Genomic DNA, 20992 nt, shown 5'->3' with positions numbered 1-20992 from the left:
CGGGCAATGATCTACGTCTGGATAAAAAATCTGCATTTGCTTACCGTTACGCTGAGTATTTCGCTGTTTGTTTTACGTTTTTTCTGGAAATGGGCGGGTTCTGCTATGATGCAGAAACGCTGGGTGAAGGTCGTGCCACACGTAGTGGACACGTTGCTGTTATTAAGCGGTATCTCGCTTATCTTCATCACACACTTTTATCCGTTCAGCCCACAGGGAACCTGGCTGACCGAAAAGCTTTTCGGCGTTATTATCTACATCGCGTTAGGTTTTGTAGCCCTGAGCAAGCGCCCCGTTAGCCAGAAAACACGCTGGCTGGCCTTTATTCTGGCCCTGGCTTGTCTCTATCTGGTTCTCAAACTGGCGCTGACGAAAATGCCGCTGCTATTGGGATAACTATGAGTACCCTTGCTGATTTCGAATTTAATACTGCCCGTCTCAGTGCCGGAGTGATCAAAGTGACAGAGTCCGTTCGCTTTGATTTCAATGCGGAAGATGTCCGCCGTCAGTTGCAACTGCTGGTTGATGAAGCGCGCCGCGCCGTGCCTGAAGATCTCGATCAGGATCAGCAGCTCGAAGTCCTGATTGAACTATTTTACCGCACCTGGGGGTTTGGCGGCGCGGGCGGTGTGTATCGCCTGTCCGATGCTATCTGGATCGATAAAGTGCTGGCCTCTAAGCAGGGCACACCGGTCTCGCTGGGTGTGATTTTTCTGCACATCGCGCATGAGCTTGATTTGCCGCTGATGCCGGTCATTTTCCCCACGCAGCTGATCCTCCGCGCAGACTGGCTGGATGAAGAGATGTGGTTGCTCAATCCTATCAACGGCGACACCCTTAACGAACATATGCTCAGCGTCTGGCTCAAAGGTAATCTCGGCATCACGGCCGAAATTGAAGACGACGATCTGGAAGAAGCGGAGAACACCGTGATCGTGCGTAAAATGCTCGATACGCTCAAAGCAGCGCTGATGGAAGAAAGACAGTTTGAACTGGCGCTGCGGGCAAGTGAAACCGTGTTGCAGTTTGACCCTGAAGACCCGTATGAAATCCGGGATCGTGGCCTGATTTACGTACAGCTCGACTGCAATCAGGTGGCGGTGTCTGATCTTAATTATTTTGTCGAACAGTGCCCGGAAGACCCGATTTCAGAAGTGATCAAAGTGCAGATCCATGCGATTGAACACAAGCACGTGACGCTGCATTAATTTATTATTACCTTACGTTATCATCTGACGAGTAGTGAAAAGCGCCTCTGGAGGCGATCTCAGATGAAGGATTTATCACTAAAAAGGCCAAAGCATGAAACATAAAGTGGTTAGCATTCAGGACATCAACGTCGCCAACGATCTGCCGTTTGTGTTGTTCGGTGGGATGAACGTACTCGAATCGCGCGACATGGCGATGCGCGTGTGCGAACACTACGTCACCGTGACGCAGAAACTGGGCATTCCTTACGTTTTCAAGGCGTCTTTCGATAAAGCCAACCGCTCATCGATTCATTCTTACCGTGGTCCGGGTCTGGACGAAGGCATGAAGATTTTCCAGGAGCTGAAGCAGGCTTTCGGCGTGAAAATCATCACCGACGTTCACGAATCCTGGCAGGCACAGCCGGTCTCTGAAGTGGTTGACGTTATCCAGCTGCCTGCGTTTCTGGCGCGTCAGACTGACTTAGTGGAAGCGATGGCGAAAACCGGCGCAGTCATTAACGTGAAAAAACCACAGTTTGTCAGCCCGGGTCAGATGGGTAACATCGTCGATAAATTCAAAGAAGGCGGTAACGATCAGGTCATTCTGTGCGATCGCGGCAGCAACTTCGGTTACGACAATCTGGTTGTCGACATGCTGGGCATGAACGTGATGATCAATGCCACTGGCGGTCATCCGGTGATCTTCGACGTGACCCACGCTCTGCAAACCCGCGATCCGTTTGGCGCAGCGTCCGGCGGCCGTCGTGCTCAGGTTGCTGAGCTGGCGCGTGCGGGTATGGCGGTCGGTATCGCCGGTCTGTTTATCGAAGCGCATGAAGATCCGGCTCACGCGAAATGCGACGGCCCGTCTGCGCTGCCATTAGAGAAACTGGAACCTTTCCTGGTTCAGATGAAAGCCATCGACGATCTGGTGAAAAGCTTCCCGGCACTCGATACCAGCAAATAATCTGGCGGTATCAGAATGAACAAAGGCGACCGCTGTGGTCGCCTTTGTTGTTTACGGGCTGCGCTTAAAGCGCTTCCTCCAGCTTGCCGTAGAAACTCAGTTTGCCTTCTATCGGCTGCATTCTGGCGCGGGCCAGGGTTTTCAGCGGCTGGAAGGGAATTTCAGCGATGCGAACTTCGGTACCTTCCGTCAGGTTGTCGACGAAGTTGCGCAATGCATTCACGCCACCGGCATCCAGTACCGCGACGCGATCCCACAGTAATACGATCACTTTCTTGCCTGCGCTGCGCGACTGTAATTCGCTAAAGATTCGTTCGGCGGCGGCGAAGAACAGCGGGCCATTGATGCGCATGACCAGCATATCGTCCGGCGTTTCGACCGGGACTTCCGTCAGGCGGGTGAGCTTAGCGATGCGGCGCATAAACAGCAGCGAGGCCATCACAATACCGGCGGTGATAGCGATCACCATGTCGAACAGCACGGTGAGGCTCATGCAGGTCAGCATGACCAGAATGTCGTCTTTTGGCGCGCGGCGCAGTAAATCCACCACTTTATGCGCTTCGCTCATGTTCCACGCCACCATCAGCAGCAGGGCGGCCATCGCCGCCAGCGGCAGCCACGAAAGCCACGGCGCCAGCACCAGCAGGGCGAGGATCACCAGCAGTGAGTGAATAATGGCAGAAACCGGTGAAGTCGCACCGGCGCGGACGTTGGCCGCCGAGCGGGCAATGGCGGCCGTCGCAGTGATCCCTCCAAAGAACGGGCTGACGATATTACCGATACCCTGACCGATCAGTTCATTGTCCGAGTGGTGTTTTTTACCGGTCATACCGTCGAGCACCACGGCGCACAGCAGCGATTCAATCGCGCCGAGCATCGCCATCGAAAAGGCTGCCGGTAATAACGCCTGCACCAGCGACCAGCTCAGGCCGCTGCCCTGATTCCAGGGTAGCGTGAGCTGCGGCAGGATCGCCGGAATGCCGTTGCCCTGTGAACCATCAGGCAGAAGATAATGAAAACGCGAACCGATGGTGGCGACCGGATGTCCGGCCTGCATGAAAATTGCCATCACTGCGCAACCCGCCAGCAATGCCGGAAGATGCCCGGGTACGCGCAGGCCCAGTTTCGGCCAGAAGATCAGTACGCCGAGCGTCACGATACCAATTGCCGCATCGCCATAATCCAGCGTCGGCATGGCCATCACCAGCGCCGCGACTTTACTCAGATAGTGCTCCGGCACCGTGGCCATTGTCAGCCCGAAGAAGTCTTTGAACTGCATGGTACCGATAGTAATGGCAATCCCCGAGGTGAAACCGAGCGTCACCGGCAGCGGAATGTATTCGATAAGCCGGCCAAAGCGTGCCATGCCCATCAGCAGGAGAATGAAACCGGACATCAGCGTCGCCAGTAATAAACCGGAGAGGCCAAATTGTTGTGAGACCGGAAAGAGGATCACCACGAACGCGGCGGTCGGCCCGGACACGCTGAAGCGAGACCCGCCGCAAATGGCGATCACAATCCCTGCTATCGCTGACGTATAAAGCCCGTATTGCGGCGGAACACCACTGGCAATGGCCAGTGCCATGGCGAGTGGGATCGCGATGATCCCGACAGTGACACCGGCAATGGCATCTTTGAGCAGACGTGGGAGAGAATATTTTTCATGGAAACAGGCATCAATCAGAGCACTGAACAGCCTGATACGGCGACTTCCTGAGGTATTCATACGGCGTAAACCACCTGACGAAAAAGGATTGAAAAGAACACGGGTTGTCCATTACCCGAAAGCACTAGCTTACGCCGATCCTCCTGACGTCATCTAGATGTAAATCAAGGAGTGACAAGGCTGCGGCCTGTATCCTGTGCGCCAGTTTAATTCCCGGCAATGTGACACGTCCCGCTATATTTAAGTGTCGGGAACAATCAAGGCATTGATCATCTATATTTAAGTTAATGCCCGTAATTTGGAGAGAAAAGCGTGAGGGGACGCATTTATCTATGCCGGATATCATATCGCTCAATAGCTTGTATGCGGATATTTGCGTTACGTATGCCACGCTGTCGATTATCTTTTTTGTCCTGAGTCGCAGCGAACCCTTCACCTTTAAAGGAGCGCACTGGAAACGCATCGTCTTCGGCGTCGTGGCGGGATTTACCGCGCTGTATTTGCGTGGCAACCGTCTGGTACTGGTCGACGACTTATCCTTCAGTTTCGAAATGCTGCCGATGATTTTAGTCACCTTTTTTGGTGGCTGGCTCAGCGGGCTGTGCAGTTTTATTGTGGCGTTTTTATTCAGCGGCATGTTCACCCTCAATAATCTGTTTATCGCCATCATTCTTTGTACGCTGTTCACTTTCCGCGTCTGGCGCAGACGCAAACATCGCGAACTCTATATCACCATTATTCTGGTCGGAATTTTCCGCCTGGCGCTGGTGTCGAGTATTCATGGGATCGACGTTCCCTGGTCAGAACTGCTTTTTTATCAGGCAATTGCCGCCGGTTGTATGATCCTCTGTTATCACGCGCTGAATTATAAAGAGATGTACATGAGCAAAGTCTTCACCATTCGGGTGAAGGCGGCCACCGATGATCTGACGCAAATTAACAATCGCGCCAGCATCGATTACTGGCTGGCGCAACGGCAGGTGCAGCGTGAAGCCTGCGGGCTGATTTTGCTGGATATCGATAACTTCAAACACGTCAACGACACGCTCGGGCATCTGGCCGGGGACCGGGTTTTGATCGAAGTGGGGCGGTTACTACGGCATCTGACGCGAAATGATGATTTTGCCGGTCGCTACGGCGGTGAAGAGTTTCTGGTGATGACCTCGAATTACGATCCCGATACGCTGCTGGCGATTGCCGAACGTATCCGCAAAGAGGTCGAAGATTGCCTCATTATTCTTGAGGATGGTAGGGAGCTAAAAGTGACAGTGTCACTTGGTGTATCGCTCTATCTGCCGGGAATGATTATCCGTAAATCCCTGAAACTTGCCGATTTATCTTTATACGAGGCCAAGCGGCAGGGGAAAAATCGTGTGGTCGGCAGTTCTATTCTGACGCTGGCCGCGCTGGGGGATAAACGTCCGCCTACCCGATATCCCTGATAATGAAAATGAAAAGGAGCCGGTCATCGGCTCCTTTTTGCGTTTATGCGTGTGTCCTTCTTCTGCGCCTGTTACTTCTGCGTGCCTTCCTCAATCTTTGGCGGAGAAGTCAGATCTGCGGCTTTACGCATTTCCCCGACGTCCTTCGCCGTGACCGTGGCGGCCGCCGGATTGCCAAACTGCTTGCTGACGTAGTTGCTCAGCGTAGCAATCTGTTCATCATCCAGCTGGTTGGCGAAAGACGGCATCATCACTTCACCTTTTTCCATGTGACGCTGGACGCCATTGAGGATCACCGACACCTGATTGCGGTTGTCATAAGAACCGGTGCTGGAGTGGTGGAAGAGTGAAGGATAGGCGTGGAAGCCTGCGCCAATTCCTTCTCCGCCTTTGCCGTGGCAGGCGGCACAGCTGGCGTTGAACAGCGCTGCGGCGGATTTATCCATCGACAGACCCTGAGCGCGCACCGGATAGACATCCCGATCTTTCTGGCCCCATGCATCGCGCGGTTTGGTTTGTTTCTCATCGCCCACCGCCGGAACCGAACGGATGTAGGTGGCGATGGCGTTCAGATCGCTGTCAGAAAGATGTTGCAGGCTGTGCTCAATGGCTTCAGCCATCGCACCCGACGCCGAGGCTTTTCCGGCGACGAAACCGGTTTTCAGATAAGCCACCAGCTCTTCCTGCGACCAGTTGCCAATGCCGGCGTTTTTATCTGGCGTAATGTTAAACGCCGTCCATGCGCCCAGATCGCCACCGGAAAGGGCTTTGTCGTTGTCCATGCCCATGGTCAGCGTGCGCGGCGTGTGGCAGGTGCCGCAGTGCTCGAGGGCTTCCACCAGATACGCGCCCCGGTTCCAGTCGGCGGACTTCGACGGATCGTTTTTCAACTCGCCTTTGTCGAAGTTAAACCACTTCCAGACGCGCATACCCCAGCGCTGGTTGAACGGGAATGACAAATCGGTCTGCGGCCCGGCGGAATACACCGCCGGTTGCGACATCAGATAGGCTTTGATCGCCAGCACGTCGTCGCGTTTCATTTTGGTAAAGGAGTCATAGGGCATGGCCGGATAAAGCTGCTGACCTTCTTTGCCCACGCCTTCGCGCACTGCGCGTACAAACTCCTCGTCCGTCCAGTTGCCGATCCCAAACTCTTTATCGGATGAAATATTCGTGCCGTAAATCACCCCGAAAGGGGAAGCCAGCGGATAGCCGCCGCCAAATTTTGCGCTTTTATCCGCACCCGGCGCGGTATGGCAGGCAGTACAGTCACCGGCGATCGCCAGATATTCACCACGTTTAATGAGCGCGGTATTCTCTGGCGTATCCGCTGCCCAGACGCTGGTCGCCACCATTAACGGCAACATCGCCAGCGTGAAATTCATTTTCATTGCTCAATCCTCAGAAAATCAGGCCAGGCTTTTCAGCACCGTATCCGCCATGCGTAAAGCCAGCGCCGTACCGGACAGCGTGGAGTTCACCGTCGAGGCCGACGGCATGATGCCGGTACCGGCGATAAACAGGTTCGGATGATCGTGTGTGCGACAGTCGCCATCCACTACCGAATCCTTCGGATCACTGCCCATGATCATGGTGCCGGTGATGTGCTGGTTGTTGTCATACACGCCACGTTTGCTGTACACCACGTCGGTACCGCCCATTTCTTTGACGATCTTCTGGAAGTCGAGCATCGACTGGTCATAGCCGCGATGAACGTATTCCGGGAATTTGTAATACACCTCAAGACGCGGAATACCCCATTCATCTTTTTCGGTTTTGCTTAAGACGACGCGATTTTCCGGCTCCGGCAGCATCTCCAGCAGGCATTTGAGCTGAATAAACCGCTCAGACTGAAAAGTCAGTTTGTCGTTCAGCGCTTTGCCGTAATAGCCCTGGCGTACCAGACGCTCGGTCAGATATCGCACCGGTGAGGTGTTTGCCACATCGATGCGCAGCGCGGAACGTTCGCCACGGAATTCACCGTCGCGCAGGTTGTTGATACTGCCCGGACGCATCGGACCGCGGCCAAAATACACCGGCTCATCGGCGTAGAACTCCACGGAGGTCCCCGGATGATCCATCAGGTTTCGTCCCACCATGCCGGAGCTGTTGGCGATACCATTTGGGTATTTTTCGCTGGTGGACATCAGCAGCAGTTTCGGGCTTTCAATACCGTTGGCGGTCAGCACGAACCGTTTACCGGTGACTTTGTGCATCACTTTGTCGGCATCGAGATAATGCACGGCGACGATTTCGCCACTGTCGTTGGCTTCAATTTTGCACACCACGGCGTTGGCAATGACACGCACGCCGGCTTCGATGGCTTTACGGGCGGAGATGCCGCCGTGGTATTGCGCATCGATCGGGCAGACCGGCATACAGTTATTGTTACCGCAGCAGGCAGGACGGCCATCATAAGGAATACTGTTGCGCGCCTGCGGACCAATACCCAGCACATAACCCAGTTTGGCGATGCGTTTACTGATGCGGTCAAAACCGTAAGGCAGCGGAATACCCGGCAGCGGATAGGGCTGCGAACGCGGAGAATCCAGCGCATCGTCCCCGGATACGCCCATCTGGATTTCGGCCTCGGTGTAATAAGGTTCGAGATCGTCATAGCCGATCGGCCAGTCGCGACCGATGCCGTACAGGGTTTTGATCTTCATGTCGTTCGGCAGCAGGCGAAACGCTTGTCCGGCCCAGTGCCAGGTGGTGCCGCCGACGCCGCGCAGGTATTGCGCCGCGTATAAATCCGGGCCTTTCTGGATCAGATAGTTATTATCTTTTGGCTGGAATTTCGGCTGCGGAGCCCAGGGTTTCGGGGGATACGGCTCGGTGAAATCGCCTTTCAGCGGCGACTGACGAAACAGTTCCACCGCTTCATCGCGTTTAATGACCGGCCCTGAATCGAGCATCAGCACGGAAACCCCGGCTTTGACCATTTTCAGCGCCGCCAGGGAGCCGGCAATACCGGCACCGATAACGACAACGTCTGCGTTCAGTGCATCAGCCATGAGCGTTTACCTCCTGAGTGTTTTGCGATGCGGCAGCAGGTTTGTGGATCCAGAAATTCGGTTCACCCGGCGCATAGCTGGGAGGCAGCAGGTTATTTTTCAGCAGCTGATAGCTGACGATATTTTCGAATCCGATGCATTGCTGACTGCCCGGCTGACCGACCACGCCGAGATACCAGCCGCTGACCAGTTGCTGATACAACTTCGCCATTTCAGCCGGTTGCTGTGCTAACAGCAGATGCAGGGAGTCGCCGACGACGTCAGTATTTTCAGCGATCAGTGCCGAAAGTGCATCGAGCTGGGTGTCGAGTTTGGCATGATGCAGCCAGCTATAGAGTGCCTGCGCAAGATGGGGTTCCAGCGCATCCATACCGGTCAGCTGTCTGGAAAGCTGCATAAAACTGGCGGGCATAGTCACGGCCGATGCCAGAGGCGGCGCGGCGTGAGCCAGTGTGGCAAACACGCCACCGCCGAGTAGCTGGCTGCCGATCCCGGCTGCCAGCACGCCCGCAGTGCCGAGAACCATCCGGCGACGAGAGAGGTTGATCATTGTGTCTTTTCCATAAAACGGCCATGGCGTGGCCATTAATCAAACTGTTTCGGGTGGGGTTATTTCAGAACGCTGGCGGCTTTTTCAGAGGACTGGTTGTCAATCTCCTGCTTCGGCGTGCTGACGCCAACCGCGCCCACCACTTCGCCGTTAAGCGTCAGCGGGAAGCCGCCGCCCAGTGCGACCGCGTGAGGGATCGCCAGAACCGTGGTTTCGCCGCCCTGCAAACGCTGCATGAATTTCAGCGAAGGGGCGTGATAGAGGGCGGACGTGCGGGCTTTGCCAATTGACGCCTCAACGCAACCGGCCGGAGAACCGTCCAGGCGCTGGAAGGCCAGTAATGAACCAGATGCATCAACAACGGCCACGCAACCGGTGCTGTGTTGTTCCGACAGCGTCGATTTCACGCTGTCGATCACGCTGGCGGCCTGCGCATTATCCAGCTGAGGGTGATCGGCGGCAAACGCAGATGTGGCAGAAAAAAGAAATGTGGCGGCACAGAGTAACGCGCGCGCGGAGTGTTTTTTAACAGACATAGACTCATCCCTTGTAACAGTTGCAACAGCATTGCTTCGAATAAAAAATTTATAAAAATCATTACTTTTAAAACAATAGCGTTTACTGGCCGGACGCCTTTCGGCGTTTCTTAAAGCCAAAGTAACCACAAGGTTATTGTTTTATGTTTCGTGGATGTTAATTCAATTAACAAAATAGAAGAAGTGACGATTACGGCGGGCAACTACTCAAAAAGAAGATTTTCAGATGATAAAGTGCGCAAATCGGGCTGGCAGGCCTTATGGAATAAGGACTGAACATTTTGTGCGAATATGTACCAGATGATCCATTGTGATAAATGAAATGTGATCGGGTTAACAAAAAAGCCCTCCGGGCGGAAGGCTTTGTGCGGTGTGAAGGGGATTATTTCGTCGGCTGCCAGCCGCTGCGACATTCGTCGCGGCGGAAGTTCAGCACGCGGCTGCGGTTAGAAATCAGCTTTACGTTATAGCCCTGAAAATAGAGGCAGAAGTTTTTCTTCCACGGGCCGTCCGGTAGTTCCACCAATAAACGCCCGGCACCCAGCGACGACAGCTGACCGCTGGCGCGTAATGTGCCGACGCCCATCAGCAGCCGGTCTCCCTCAATATCAAACGCGGCTTTTGATTCCGGGTGATACCAGCGTCCCTGAACCATTTTCAGGCAGTCATTAGGTTCGACCGGCGTGAAGTAACGCGGTGCATGGCCGATTTCGCCTTTAATGGCTTTACCGTCCCAGCGCAGACGCATTGGCATATGCGCCGACAGCGTAATGGCCTCACCGGCATCCTCGCCCTCATACAGGTTATCTGCACAACCCAGATAGCTGGCCGTACCGTTGCTGACGTTTAGCCAGTACGGTTCAGCGGTGCTGGCGTAAAGGCCATCCGGCAGGGCGTGGCTGCGTGGCGGAAGCGGGGTGGCCAGCAGCGCCGACATCACCTCCAGCGCATGGGTGTACGCCGTGGTGTCTTCGCGGTTAGAGACCAGCGCGACCCCGATATCCCGTTGCGGATGCAGCAGGAAATAGGTTTTGTACCCGGCGTGCGAACCGCCGTGGCCGTAAACCGTATGTTCACCGATTTGCGTTGAGGTGGTGCCCAGTCCGTAGGCGGAGGGAATATCGCCGTGCAGGTAACGCGGTTCCGTCAGGGTTTTCAGCACGCCCTCGCCGGGACCGGTATTGCTCAGCAGGCTTTGCAGCCAGACGGAAAGCGACCGGACGCTGCCGGTCAGGCTGCCGGACGCCGAAAGATGCAGACCGGCGACGGCGGTTTTCCAGCCGGTCACATCCTGCCAGTAACCGGGTGCCAGATCGGGCACGATATCGAACCAGGTTTCCGGCGCGTGGAAAGCGATATCCAGCGGACGTGCGATGTGCTGTTGCAGCAGATCTTCAAACAAAATGCCTTTTTGTTTCAGGATCTCTTCCACCAGCCGGTAGCCGGTGTTGCTGTAAGAAATCTCAGTGCCCGCCGGGAAATTCAGCGCGCCGTCTTGTGCCAGAAACGCCATGATATCTGCGGCGTCGCTGACGTTATAAACCGACACACCGAGCAGCGAGAGCGTTTCGCGCACGTCCGGCAAACCGCCGGTCATATCCAGCGCCTGGCCGACAGTCACCTGCGACATCGGTGCTTTCAGCTGCGGTAAATGCTGGCCTAGCGTATCGTTAAGCGTAAGGCCGGCGTCGCTGCGCAGTAACGCCAGCGTGGCGAAAATGTGCTTGGTGACCGAGGCGTAGCGCACCACCGAATCGATGCCAAAAGGTTCGGCGGTGGTCAGATTCGCCAACCCGCCGGTGGAGCAGCTGCGCAGAGTTTTGCTGTCGAAAAGGGTGATGGCGCCGCCCGGTTCGCCGGGTTTGTTCCAGCTCTGCGTGATGCGTTTCGCCGCAGTCTCTGCCGCCTGCCACTGTAATGCAGACTGTGTGGTGGATGTCATGAACGTCTCCCAATACTGTCAGTCAGTGAATACTTTTAAATATGCCTGATATGAACGTGCATTTGGCTCATTCGGGCTCTTCAAGACTGAGACTCAACGATCGCAATTCTGCTGTATGCGGATGGCTGACGTTGCCCATCCGTAAATCGTCCGCGCTCAGAAGCTCAACCATTTCACCACCAATCATCACGCCAATGCTGGTGCAAAGATGCGTTACGACCGCCAGATTGTGGCTGACCAGAATATAAGTGAGTTTGCGGCGCTCGCGCAGATCGCTCAGAAGGTTCAGGATTTCGGCCTGAACCGAGACGTCGAGGGCGGAAGTCGGTTCATCAAGCAGTAAAATCTCGGGTTCTGAAATCATCGCCCGCGCAATCGCCACGCGCTGACGCTGTCCGCCGGACAGCTGATGCGGGAAACGAAAGCGCACAGCCTGCGGCAATCCCACTTCGGCCAGCGCATCGGCAATACGTTTCTCGATGTTGAGAAAACCGTGCACGATCAGCGGTTCGCTGAGGATGCGGTCGATAGTCTGGCGCGGATGCAGCGAGCCATAGGGGTCCTGAAATACCATCTGCACGCGGCGGAAAAAGCGTTTCTGACGCACCGGCATCTGGTCTTCACCACCGATTACCATTTCCCCTGACCATGACTGATTAAGCCCGGCCAGCGCGCGCAAAATAGTGGATTTCCCCGAGCCGCTCTCGCCGACGATGCCGAAACAGCCGCCCGGTGGGACGCTGAAGCTCACGCCCTTGACGACTTCGTTATCATCGAACGCAATGCGCAAATTATTGAGGGTAATCTTGCTGTTATCAAAAAATTCGCGGTTAAACGTAGAGTGTTCTGTCATGAGGTTTTCCATGCTTCATCACGCACCAGCACCGGCAGTCTGTCGCGCGGATGTTTCAGCGACGGCAGGCATTCCAGCAACCCGCGTGTGTAAGGATGTTGTGCTTTCAGTAAGTCTCCGGCCTGTAACGTTTCGACAATCCGCCCGGCGTACATTACCGCCACGCGATCGCAGAATTTCGACACCAGCGGCAGATCGTGGCTGATCAGAATCAGCCCCATGCCACGGCTGGAAACCAGATCGTCAAGCAGACGTAAAATCTCCGCCTGTACGGTGGCATCCAGCGCGCTGGTCGGTTCATCGGCAATCATCAGCTCCGGATCGGGCGCCAGCATCATGGCGATCATCACGCGCTGGCCCATACCGCCGGACACTTCATGGGCATAACGCTGCGCGACTTTATGCGGATCGCGAATGCGAACCTGATCAAGCAGTTCGATCGCGGCGTTCATGGCCTGTTTTTTTGTACCGCCCTTGTGCGTCTGCCACGCTTCCGCGACCTGTTTTCCCACCGGCATCACCGGATTGAGTGAATATTTCGGGTCCTGCAAAATAAAGCCGACGCGTTTGCCACGGATCTGGCGCATCTGTTTTTCACTGGCGTTGCGCAGATCGATACCGTCAAACGACAGGGTTTCGGCGCGGCATTTGGCGCTGGATGGCAGCAGATTCATCAGGCATCGCGCGGTCAGAGATTTGCCCGAACCGCTTTCGCCCACGATGCCGAATTTCTCTTTACCCAGCGTCAGCGAGACACCGCGTACGGCATCAAAACTGCCGCTGTTGGTTTTGAATGTGATGTGCAGATCTTTGATATCAACCAGCATCATTGCTCCTTAGGATCGAGGACGTCACGCAGCCCGTCGCCGAGGAAGTTGAACGCCAGAGACGTCACGAAAATCGCAATTGCCGGAATTAATGGCACCCACCATTCGCTGAACAGGAAACGGCGTGCGGTGGCAATCATCGCCCCCCATTCCGGCGATGGCGGCTGTGCGCCCATGCCCAGAAAACCGAGGCTGGCGGCGGTGATAATGATTGAACTCATGTCGAGGGTGATACGCACCACCAGGCTCGGCACACACAACGGCATAATGTGGCGCAGCACGATGCGGGCAGAGGTCGCGCCGGTAAGACGGCAGGCGGCAATGTAATCGGTGCCGCGTACCTGCATGGTTTCGGCGCGCGCCAGACGGGCGTATGGCGGCCAGGCGGTGAGGGCGATCGCCAGAATGGCGCTTTCGATGCCCGGACGCAGGGCGGCGACAAACGCCAGCGCCAGAATCAGACGCGGGAAGGCGAGGAAGATGTCGGTCACGCGCATCAGCAAGCGATCCACCCATCCGCCCGCATAACCGGCCACGCAGCCTATCAGCAGACCGAGCGGCGCCACGATCGCCACGACGATAATCACCATACCCAGCGTGATGCGACCGCCATACAGAATGCGGCTCAGCGTATCGCGACCGAGTTCATCGGTACCCAGCCAGTGCAGGGAAGACGGTTTGGCTAAACGATGCGCCAGATCTTGCGCGCCAGGGTCGTAAGGCGTCAGCCACGGCGCGCAAATTGACACCAGCAGTACAACCAGCACGGTGAACAGGCCGGTGACGGCCAGGGGATTTTTGCGCAGCCCAAGCCAGATGCGGTAACGGCGTCCCCACACGGCCTGCGTGCGGGTCAGCGGCGTATCCGCCAGCAGCCAGGCGCGGCTTCCGGCGCGGGGTGGCGAGGTAACAGGGATTGAAGTCATTTTACGCGGGGATCCAATAGTCGGTAGAGAAGGTCGGCCAGCAGGTTAAGCAGCACGTAAATCGCGCCGATCAGCAGCGTGGAGCCGATCACCGGGTTCATATCCGCATTCATCAGCGAGACGGTGAGATATTGTCCGAGACCCGGCCAGGAGAAGACGTTTTCAGTGACCACGGCACCTTCCAGCAAACCGGCATAAGTCAGTGCCAGCACGGTGATGAGCTGCACGCCGACGGTCGGGAAGGCGTGTTTCCAGATAACCCGTTGAGCCGATAATCCCTTGGCGCGCGCGGTGATCACATATTCGCCTCTCAGCGCATTGAGCATAAAGGTACGTGTCATCCGGGTGATGTACGCCATGCTGAAATACGCGAGGATCAGCACCGGCTGGGCCATGTGTGCCAGCGCATCCCAGAACGCGCCCATGTCACCAGCGATCAGGGAATCCACCGTTAACAGCCCGGTGACCTGCGGGATCATGTCCTGATAGATGATGTCCTGACGTCCCGGCCCCGGCGCAATTCCCAGCGCGGAGTAGAAAATCAGCAGGCTGAGCAAGGCCAGCACAAACACCGGCAGCGAATGACCGGCCAGACACACTACGCGGATGGTCTGATCAATCCAGCTGCCCTGACGCGTTGCCGCCCAGACACCAAGCGGAATGCCTACCACGGCTGCAATAATGATGGCAGCGGTCGCCAGCTCAAGCGTCGCGGGGAAGAAGCGGGCGATATCGGTGGTGACCAGATTGGAGGTCAGGGCGGAACGGCCTAAGTCACCGTGAAACACCTGACTGAGGTAGTGAAAGAACTGCAACCAGAGGGGCTGATCCAGCCCCATTTCGTGACGAACCCGTTCTACGACTGCCTGCGGGGCGTTGTCGCCGACCGCAGCCAGAACCGGATCCGTCGGCATGACGCGACCAATAAAAAACGTCACTACCGACAGACCAAACAAAGTAAGACAAACGCTGATGCAGGTACTCAGATAGCCTTTGAGTCTCTTGCTCACGCTTTAACAACCTTCTCGTAAGGGCTGGTGTTCATTACGGTTAATGCCACGCCGGAAATCACGTTACGGCAGGCGGCGGTATTCGTCGGTTGCAGCATGATGATAAACGGGCTGTTTTCCATATGTCTGGTCTGCAGCTCTTCGTAAAGTTTGATACGCGTGGCCGGATCCGGCTCTTTCAGCGCTTTGGCGCTGAGATCGGAAATGCTTTTATCCTGCCAGCTGCAACGCCACGCCAGCGTGCGGCTCTTCGCGGCATCGGTGTTATCCGGATTGCTGCAAAATGCTTCGGCGTTGGAGTTCGGATCGAAGTAATCCGCGCCCCATTGGGTCAGGGCCAGCTGCTGTTGACGCGCACGCATCTTGGTCAGCACCTGACGGCTTTCCGCAGCCAGTAACGTCACTTTTATCCCTACTTCGGCGAGATTTGACTGCAATGCCTGCACGATGTCGGAAGAGGGTGATGCGGAATAGTGATCGAGCGTGATTTCGAAGCCATTCGGAAAACCGGCTTCGGCCAGCAACGCTTTGGCTTTGGCAACATCACGCTTATACATGATGGTGTTCACCGCTGCCGGGAAACCTTCGGGCAGGAAACTCTGATGAATTTTGTGGGTCAGCGGCACGATATGCTGCTGAATATTTTCGTAATCCACCGCCCACTTCAGCGCCTGCCAGACCTGCGGTTTGGCCAGGTTCGGGTGTGCTGTATTGGCGGAAAGCATATAAGTGCCGGCGATGCCTTTACGTACCAGCGTGAAGTTTTTGTCGTTCATCAGCGGACGCAGCTGCTCGGTGGTCAGATTACGTGCGATGTCGATATCGCCTTTTTGCAGCATCAGCAACTGAGCGGAAGGGTCGACGATATGACGCATGATGATGCGCTGAATATTGCCCGCGTGCGGGTTATTCTTATTGCTTTCAAGAATGACGGATTCGCTGACTTTCCAGTCGCGCAGTTTGAAGGCACCGGAACCGGCGCTGTTTTTCTTTAACCAGGCGTTGCCCAAATCTTCGCCCGCCTGATTCGCCAGACACGCGGATTTCTGCACGATGCTGCCGACGTTGGCGGTCAGGCAATACAGCAGGAAGGATTCTGAGGCCGGTTCGGCGGTCGTGATCACCAGCGTTTCGGCGTCCGGCGCGGTGATCATGCTTTCCACGTTATCTTTGGTGTAACCAAACTGGTTGATGATGTACGCCGGGCTTTTATCCAGTTTCACCACGCGCTGCAGGGAAAATGCGGCATCTTCTGCGGTCAGGGGTTTGCCGTCAGCCCATTTGGCTTTCGGATCCAGCTTGAAGGTAAAGGTTTTTTTATCGTCGGAAACGGTCCATGACAGGGCCAGATCGCCTTCGATTTCATCAGGGGAGGCCAGCTTAGGTTTCACCAGTTGCTGATACATATTGCCGGTTATTTCACTGCCTACGCTCTCGAAACTTTCATGTGGATCAAGGCTGGTAATGATGTCGAGCTGAATGGCCATCACAAGAATTGACGCTGGCGTGGCTGCAAACACAGAGTCAAATTTCAGGTAAGACAGTGCAGGTATTGCGGAAAAACCGGTAACGAATTGACGCCTGGTAACCATAACAACTCCCATAGTGTTGATATATAAAAGTAAAATTAAGTATTACGTGGGCAAACCCTTGACTTCACCGCGGGCAACTGGCTTAAATGAAAAACCGTTGCTTTGCATGTTTCGACTTTTCATATCGAAAAATCTAATGTGAACGACAACGGCTCTGTTCATCTTTAGTGCAACATGGAACCGGTGATGCACCTCATGCGAGCAAATCTCCGTTGTCTTTGTCACGCTCAATCAAAGGTAGACCTTTTTTATGAATAACGTAGCGCACGGAACTGAAGAGTTAATGCCGGTTTTTGATGGACATAACGACGTTTTGCTGCAACTTTGGACAGAACATCGTCAAAATCCGGAGCACGCATTCCTTCAGGGCCCGGCCAGCGGACAAATGGATCTGCCTCGCTGCCGTGAAGCAGGCTTTGCCGGCGGGCTTTTCGCCGCCTGGGTGCCGACTCCTGCCGTTGATCTTGCAAAGACCGCGCCAGATCGTTCTGTCGATACCCAATTCTTGCTGGAAGGTACTCAAAAACATCCGGATTTTTCTCCGACGCCTTCTTTCGATTTTGCGCGTGACGTCACGTTTGGCATGATGGCGTTTCTGTTGCGCATCGAACAACAGTCGCAGGGAAAAGTAAAAATCTGCCGTACGGCGCGTGATATCCGTCACTCGATGGATAACCATGCATTAGCTGTGGTTATGCATATTGAAGGGGCGGAAGCGATTGATGCCGATCTCTATAATCTCGATGTGCTCTACAGCATGGGATTACGATCGCTCGGGCCGGTGTGGAGTCGTCCGAACATCTTCGGACACGGTGTACCGTTCAAATATCAGACCTCGCCGGACACCGGACCCGGCCTGACAGACGCCGGTATCCGTCTGGTGAAAGCCTGTAATGCGAAACGCATCATGATCGATCTGTCGCATCTGAACGAAAAAGGGTTTTGGCAGATCGCTGAACTGAGCGATGCACCGCTGGTGGCCAGTCATTCCAATGCCTTCAGCATCTGTCCGCAGTCGCGTAATCTGACTGACAAGCAACTGGGTGCTATAAAAGAGAGCCAGGGCTTTGTCGGGCTGAACTTTGCCGTGCCGTTCCTGCGCGAAGATGGCAAGAGAAGCGACGATACCGGCACCGATATCATGGTGCATCACGTGGATTATCTGCTGGAACATTTGGGTGAGGACGGCGTGGGCTTTGGATCAGATTTCGATGGCGCGTCAATGGCCCCGTTTATGGCTGATGTGCGCGGATTGCCGGTGCTGGTGGACGCATTGAGAAAAGCAGGGTATGGGCAGGCATTGCTGGAGAAGATTTGCTACAAAAACTGGGTTAACGTTCTGGAAAGAACCTGGGGCGAATAAACGGGACGCGAGACCTGATGCCCGATTCGGTGTGATAAATAAAAAGGCAGCCATCAGTGGCTGCCTTTGTGCTGTGCTGATTGCGTCAGACTTATTTGAAGAAGTCTGCGCTTACGGTCAGGTTGCCACCGCTTTTGTTCTGCCACTGGCGGGTAATGTGGTAGAACTTGGCGCCTTTGGCAGCGGCACGGTTGGCCACTTCCTGCGAAACATCCGTGGTGCTGTTGAAATGCCCGGTGAAGGTTGTGGAGTCAAACGGAACCATCTGTGCGGCGGTCACGTCGTTCACTTCCTGAATTTTAGCACCGTTAGTGGCAGTGACAGTGTAACGCTTGCCGGTAGAGGACTGCGTTTCAAAGAAACGGCCAACGTCACGGCTTGGGCTGCCCGAAGAGGCAACGCCAGGAATTTCAACTTTCTTCGCAGCTGCGCCACCGGCGGCCAGTGCGGCTTTACCGGCTTCGGAATCCGCAGGTATGGCATCCGGATCCTGTACTACGCGTTTCGGTGCATCTTTTTTGTAGATAAACGCAGTGATGTACTGGTTGCCGCCGCTGTTGGCATCAATCTGGCGTACGATGAAGAAGGAATAAGCCCCTTTATCTTTCGCCGCTTTGGTGATGGCATCATTGACGTCTGGCTGGCTGCGGTAGAATCCGCTGACCGTGACGGTATCAAAAGGCTCAAGCTGATAAGCGACATCTTTAGGCAGCTCAACCACGCCGTTGATCACACGATAATTTGGGTCTTTGCTCACTTCCGGCGCATCTTTTTTATAGATATCTGCAACGACGCGCCAGTTACCGCTATTGTTAGTAGTGTTGGTGTCCTGAATGTAGAAATAGTCAGCGCCGAGTTTATCAGCGCGACGTGACACGGCATCAGCCGCATCGCCAAGCGTGTTAAAACGCCCGGAAATAACAATGCGATCAAAGGGTTTGATGGCTGCTGCTTTCTGCGGGCTAATTTCCTGCGCGGCATGTGCAGCAGACAGCGCAGAAACAGAAAACAGGGCCGATACAATGATCGTTTTTGTCAGCTTCATAAAAAATCCTTTCACCTTGCGCAGTAATGTTGAAACGTGCTGAATTATTGATGTGTAACAGGTTAGCGGCCGATTATTGCATGTAACAATACCGAGTGTCTCAGTAATTTATGGCAGTAATGCAGGCGTGGGCGCCATTACACCGTTCTTTTTTTGCTGAACCTAACTTATATAAGTTTGAGGAATAATCCAAGTAGTGAAATAAATGTTAATTATTCACTATTTTCTAACTTTTATGCCTGCTGTCAGCGGCTCAGGGGAAAAAAGGCAGAGTGATAGATCCGGTTTTAATCGCCTGATGAAGTGGATCAAAGGCGTGTTTCTCAGGGTTTGCAGCAGGTTTGCGGTCCATATCAATTTTTTTATTATTAATTATCCGACTATCACTGCGATACGTAGATTATTGATTAGATATTCAGTAGGTTATAACCAGCCTGAAAAAACACGTTCCGGCGTTCTACATAAGCCGGCAGGCAGGTAATTGAATTGTTATGACGATGACACAAATCATCAATGAAAAGGGTGAAGGGAATACTATGCGTATTGGTGTACCAAGAGAGCGGTTGACCAATGAAGCCAGGGTTGCAGCCACGCCGAAAACGGTGGAACAGCTGCTCAAACTCGGCTTTACGGTCGCTATCGAACAAGGTGCCGGGAAGTTAGCCAGCTTTGAGGACGCCGCTTATGAACAAGCGGGCGCGTCCGTGGTGAGCGGCGAGGAAGTCTGGCATTCAGATATCGTGTTGAAGGTGAATGCACCTGAAAACGATGAAATCGATAAATTACAGGCAGGCACCACGCTGGTCAGCTTTATCTGGCCTGCACAAAATCCCGAACTGATTCAGAAGCTGGCTGACCGTCAGGTCACTGCAATGGCAATGGATTCCGTGCCGCGCATCTCACGCGCACAATCTCTGGATGCCCTGAGCTCAATGGCTAACATCGCCGGTTACCGTGCGATTGTCGAAGCCGCTCACGAATTCGGCCGTTTCTTTACCGGGCAGATTACCGCCGCAGGTAAAGTACCACCGGCAAAAGTCATGATTATCGGCGCTGGCGTGGCGGGTCTTGCGGCCATCGGCGCAGCTGGCAGCCTCGGTGCTATCGTACGTGCTTTTGATACCCGACCTGAAGTGAAAGAGCAGGTTCAGAGTATGGGTGCGGAGTTCCTTGAACTGGACTTCGAAGAAGAAGCAGGCAGCGGCGACGGTTATGCCAAAGTTATGTCCGAAGCCTTCATTAAAGCGGAAATGGCGCTGTTCGCCGCTCAGGCCGAAGAAGTGGATATCATCGTGACCACCGCGCTGATCCCCGGCCGTCCGGCACCGAAACTCATCACCAAAGAAATGGTTGCGTCCATGAAACCGGGCAGCGTGATCGTCGATCTGGCGGCGCAAACCGGCGGTAACTGCGAACTGACCGTGGCGGATAAAATCACCACCACTGAAAACGGCGTGAAAATCATCGGGTATACCGATCTGCCAAGCCGTCTGCCGACGCAGTCCTCTCAGTTGTACGGCACTAACCTGGTTAACCTGCTGAAACTGCTGTGCAAAGAGAAAAACGGCGAAATCGAGATCGACTTCGAAGACACCGTGGTGCGCGGCGTGACCGTTGTGAAAGCCGGTGAGGTTACCTGGCCTGCACCGCCGATTCAGGTGTCTGCGCAACCTCAGGCGGCCAAAGCGGCTGAGCCTGTTGCCAAAGCCGAAGCCAAACCTGCGTCGCCGTGGACCAAGTTCATCATCATGGCGGTGGCCATTGTGCTGTTTGGCTGGCTGGCAAATGTTGCGCCGAAAGAGTTCCTGTCCCACTTCACCGTCTTTGCGCTCTCCTGCGTGGTCGGTTATTACGTGGTCTGGAACGTCAGCCATGCATTGCATACTCCGCTGATGTCGGTCACCAACGCCATTTCCGGGATCATCGTGGTGGGCGCGGTATTGCAGATTGGTCACGGCGGCTGGGTCAGCTTCCTGTCCTTTATTGCGGTACTTATCGCCAGTATCAATATTTTCGGCGGATTCACCGTCACTCAGCGCATGCTGAAGATGTTTCGTAAGAATTAAGGG

At 54.7% G+C, this 20992-nt stretch carries 18 protein-coding genes; 6 read left to right on the top strand and 12 right to left on the bottom strand.

The genetic code is table 11. The features are described from left to right. Positions 1 to 6: 6 nt before the first annotated feature. The 3 genes from AC0Z7K_RS21320 (at position 7) to kdsA (ending at position 2157) form a co-directional block, all read left to right on the top strand. The gene (locus AC0Z7K_RS21320; RefSeq protein ID WP_413528829.1) at positions 7 to 396 is read left to right on the top strand and encodes a SirB2 family protein; all 390 of its coding nucleotides are present in this window, start codon (positions 7 to 9) and stop codon (positions 394 to 396) included. A 2-nt stretch (positions 397 to 398) separates the two neighbouring features. Beyond that, positions 399 to 1208 carry an invasion regulator SirB1 gene (gene sirB1 / locus AC0Z7K_RS21315; RefSeq protein WP_112167710.1) on the top strand — a complete coding sequence of 270 codons (810 nt, stop codon included), beginning with the start codon at positions 399 to 401 and terminating at the stop codon, positions 1206 to 1208. A 94-nt stretch (positions 1209 to 1302) separates the two neighbouring features. Next, positions 1303 to 2157: a 3-deoxy-8-phosphooctulonate synthase gene (gene kdsA / locus AC0Z7K_RS21310; protein WP_413528830.1), complete on the top strand. Its 855-nt coding sequence runs from the start codon at positions 1303 to 1305 to the stop codon at positions 2155 to 2157. 64 nt (positions 2158 to 2221) lie between these two features. On the opposite strand, the gene dauA is transcribed toward kdsA, so the two are convergent. Further along, entirely contained in the window at positions 2222 to 3883 is a 1662-nt protein-coding gene (gene dauA / locus AC0Z7K_RS21305; RefSeq protein ID WP_485615856.1) for a C4-dicarboxylic acid transporter DauA, read from the bottom strand. A 272-nt stretch (positions 3884 to 4155) separates the two neighbouring features. Between dauA and AC0Z7K_RS21300 the strand changes: the two genes are divergently transcribed. After that, the gene (locus AC0Z7K_RS21300) at positions 4156 to 5265 is read left to right on the top strand and encodes a GGDEF domain-containing protein (protein WP_485615855.1); all 1110 of its coding nucleotides are present in this window, start codon (positions 4156 to 4158) and stop codon (positions 5263 to 5265) included. Between the two features lie 71 nt (positions 5266 to 5336). Here AC0Z7K_RS21300 and AC0Z7K_RS21295 read toward each other — a convergent pair whose 3' ends face one another. The 10 genes from AC0Z7K_RS21295 to AC0Z7K_RS21250 form a co-directional block, all read right to left on the bottom strand. After that, the gene (locus AC0Z7K_RS21295) at positions 5337 to 6656 is read right to left on the bottom strand and encodes a c-type cytochrome (protein ID WP_485615854.1); all 1320 of its coding nucleotides are present in this window, start codon (positions 6654 to 6656) and stop codon (positions 5337 to 5339) included. 18 nt (positions 6657 to 6674) lie between these two features. After that, positions 6675 to 8279: a GMC family oxidoreductase gene (locus AC0Z7K_RS21290; protein WP_413528834.1), complete on the bottom strand. Its 1605-nt coding sequence runs from the start codon at positions 8277 to 8279 to the stop codon at positions 6675 to 6677. Next, positions 8272 to 8829, bottom strand: coding sequence for a sugar dehydrogenase complex small subunit (locus AC0Z7K_RS21285; protein WP_485615853.1), 558 nt, complete (start codon positions 8827 to 8829; stop codon positions 8272 to 8274). Before AC0Z7K_RS21285 ends, AC0Z7K_RS21290 begins: the two co-directional genes overlap by 8 nt. 59 nt (positions 8830 to 8888) lie before the next feature. Then, on the bottom strand, positions 8889 to 9365 hold the full coding sequence (locus AC0Z7K_RS21280; protein ID WP_485615852.1) for a GlcG/HbpS family heme-binding protein: 477 nt from the start codon (positions 9363 to 9365) through the stop codon (positions 8889 to 8891). 382 nt (positions 9366 to 9747) lie between these two features. Then, a complete protein-coding gene (locus tag AC0Z7K_RS21275; RefSeq protein ID WP_485615851.1) occupies positions 9748 to 11307 on the bottom strand; it encodes a serine hydrolase domain-containing protein in 1560 nt (519 codons plus the stop codon). A 67-nt stretch (positions 11308 to 11374) separates the two neighbouring features. Beyond that, a complete protein-coding gene (locus AC0Z7K_RS21270) occupies positions 11375 to 12160 on the bottom strand; it encodes an ABC transporter ATP-binding protein (RefSeq protein ID WP_413528838.1) in 786 nt (261 codons plus the stop codon). Then, complete coding sequence (locus tag AC0Z7K_RS21265; RefSeq protein ID WP_485615876.1) at positions 12157 to 12987, bottom strand: ABC transporter ATP-binding protein; 831 nt, start codon at positions 12985 to 12987, stop codon at positions 12157 to 12159. The genes AC0Z7K_RS21270 and AC0Z7K_RS21265 overlap by 4 nt, the downstream gene beginning before the upstream one ends. Next, the gene (locus AC0Z7K_RS21260) at positions 12987 to 13913 is read right to left on the bottom strand and encodes an ABC transporter permease (RefSeq protein WP_112167721.1); all 927 of its coding nucleotides are present in this window, start codon (positions 13911 to 13913) and stop codon (positions 12987 to 12989) included. Before AC0Z7K_RS21260 ends, AC0Z7K_RS21265 begins: the two co-directional genes overlap by 1 nt. Continuing rightward, on the bottom strand, positions 13910 to 14923 hold the full coding sequence (locus AC0Z7K_RS21255) for an ABC transporter permease (protein ID WP_485615849.1): 1014 nt from the start codon (positions 14921 to 14923) through the stop codon (positions 13910 to 13912). Before AC0Z7K_RS21255 ends, AC0Z7K_RS21260 begins: the two co-directional genes overlap by 4 nt. After that, positions 14920 to 16515 carry an ABC transporter substrate-binding protein gene (locus AC0Z7K_RS21250; protein ID WP_485615848.1) on the bottom strand — a complete coding sequence of 532 codons (1596 nt, stop codon included), beginning with the start codon at positions 16513 to 16515 and terminating at the stop codon, positions 14920 to 14922. Before AC0Z7K_RS21250 ends, AC0Z7K_RS21255 begins: the two co-directional genes overlap by 4 nt. A 250-nt stretch (positions 16516 to 16765) precedes the next feature. Here AC0Z7K_RS21250 and AC0Z7K_RS21245 point away from each other — a divergent pair, with 250 nt between their 5' ends. Beyond that, positions 16766 to 17878: a dipeptidase gene (locus tag AC0Z7K_RS21245; protein WP_485615847.1), complete on the top strand. Its 1113-nt coding sequence runs from the start codon at positions 16766 to 16768 to the stop codon at positions 17876 to 17878. 91 nt (positions 17879 to 17969) lie between these two features. On the opposite strand, the gene ydgH is transcribed toward AC0Z7K_RS21245, so the two are convergent. Next, positions 17970 to 18923: a DUF1471 family protein YdgH gene (ydgH, locus tag AC0Z7K_RS21240; RefSeq protein ID WP_413528841.1), complete on the bottom strand. Its 954-nt coding sequence runs from the start codon at positions 18921 to 18923 to the stop codon at positions 17970 to 17972. Between the two features lie 536 nt (positions 18924 to 19459). Between ydgH and pntA the strand changes: the two genes are divergently transcribed. Beyond that, on the top strand, positions 19460 to 20989 hold the full coding sequence (gene pntA / locus AC0Z7K_RS21235) for a Re/Si-specific NAD(P)(+) transhydrogenase subunit alpha (protein ID WP_485615875.1): 1530 nt from the start codon (positions 19460 to 19462) through the stop codon (positions 20987 to 20989). The last annotated feature ends 3 nt before the right edge of the window (positions 20990 to 20992 follow it).

It is taken from the genome of Rahnella sp. 1L-D-7-B-C2 (assembly GCF_057290995.1).
Note: the sequence above shows the minus strand (reverse complement) of the source record. Positions and strands in the feature narration are given on the sequence as shown.

Bases quoted from the DNA above. Each gene is read 5' to 3' on its own strand.
- sirB1 (WP_112167710.1), top strand. From the start codon at position 399: ATGAGTACCCTTGCTGATTTCGAATTTAATACTGCCCGTCTCAGTGCC.
- AC0Z7K_RS21270 (WP_413528838.1), bottom strand. From the start codon at position 12,160: ATGACAGAACACTCTACGTTTAACCGCGAATTTTTTGATAACAGCAAG.
- AC0Z7K_RS21295 (WP_485615854.1), bottom strand. From the start codon at position 6,656: ATGAAAATGAATTTCACGCTGGCGATGTTGCCGTTAATGGTGGCGACC.
- AC0Z7K_RS21280 (WP_485615852.1), bottom strand. From the start codon at position 9,365: ATGTCTGTTAAAAAACACTCCGCGCGCGCGTTACTCTGTGCCGCCACA.
- ydgH (WP_413528841.1), bottom strand. From the start codon at position 18,923: ATGAAGCTGACAAAAACGATCATTGTATCGGCCCTGTTTTCTGTTTCT.
- AC0Z7K_RS21290 (WP_413528834.1), bottom strand. From the start codon at position 8,279: ATGGCTGATGCACTGAACGCAGACGTTGTCGTTATCGGTGCCGGTATT.
- kdsA (WP_413528830.1), top strand. From the start codon at position 1,303: ATGAAACATAAAGTGGTTAGCATTCAGGACATCAACGTCGCCAACGAT.
- AC0Z7K_RS21245 (WP_485615847.1), top strand. From the start codon at position 16,766: ATGAATAACGTAGCGCACGGAACTGAAGAGTTAATGCCGGTTTTTGAT.
- AC0Z7K_RS21265 (WP_485615876.1), bottom strand. From the start codon at position 12,987: ATGCTGGTTGATATCAAAGATCTGCACATCACATTCAAAACCAACAGC.
- AC0Z7K_RS21300 (WP_485615855.1), top strand. From the start codon at position 4,156: ATGCCGGATATCATATCGCTCAATAGCTTGTATGCGGATATTTGCGTT.
- AC0Z7K_RS21250 (WP_485615848.1), bottom strand. From the start codon at position 16,515: ATGGTTACCAGGCGTCAATTCGTTACCGGTTTTTCCGCAATACCTGCA.
- AC0Z7K_RS21285 (WP_485615853.1), bottom strand. From the start codon at position 8,829: ATGATCAACCTCTCTCGTCGCCGGATGGTTCTCGGCACTGCGGGCGTG.
- AC0Z7K_RS21260 (WP_112167721.1), bottom strand. From the start codon at position 13,913: ATGACTTCAATCCCTGTTACCTCGCCACCCCGCGCCGGAAGCCGCGCC.
- dauA (WP_485615856.1), bottom strand. From the start codon at position 3,883: ATGAATACCTCAGGAAGTCGCCGTATCAGGCTGTTCAGTGCTCTGATT.
- AC0Z7K_RS21320 (WP_413528829.1), top strand. From the start codon at position 7: ATGATCTACGTCTGGATAAAAAATCTGCATTTGCTTACCGTTACGCTG.
- pntA (WP_485615875.1), top strand. From the start codon at position 19,460: ATGCGTATTGGTGTACCAAGAGAGCGGTTGACCAATGAAGCCAGGGTT.
- AC0Z7K_RS21275 (WP_485615851.1), bottom strand. From the start codon at position 11,307: ATGACATCCACCACACAGTCTGCATTACAGTGGCAGGCGGCAGAGACT.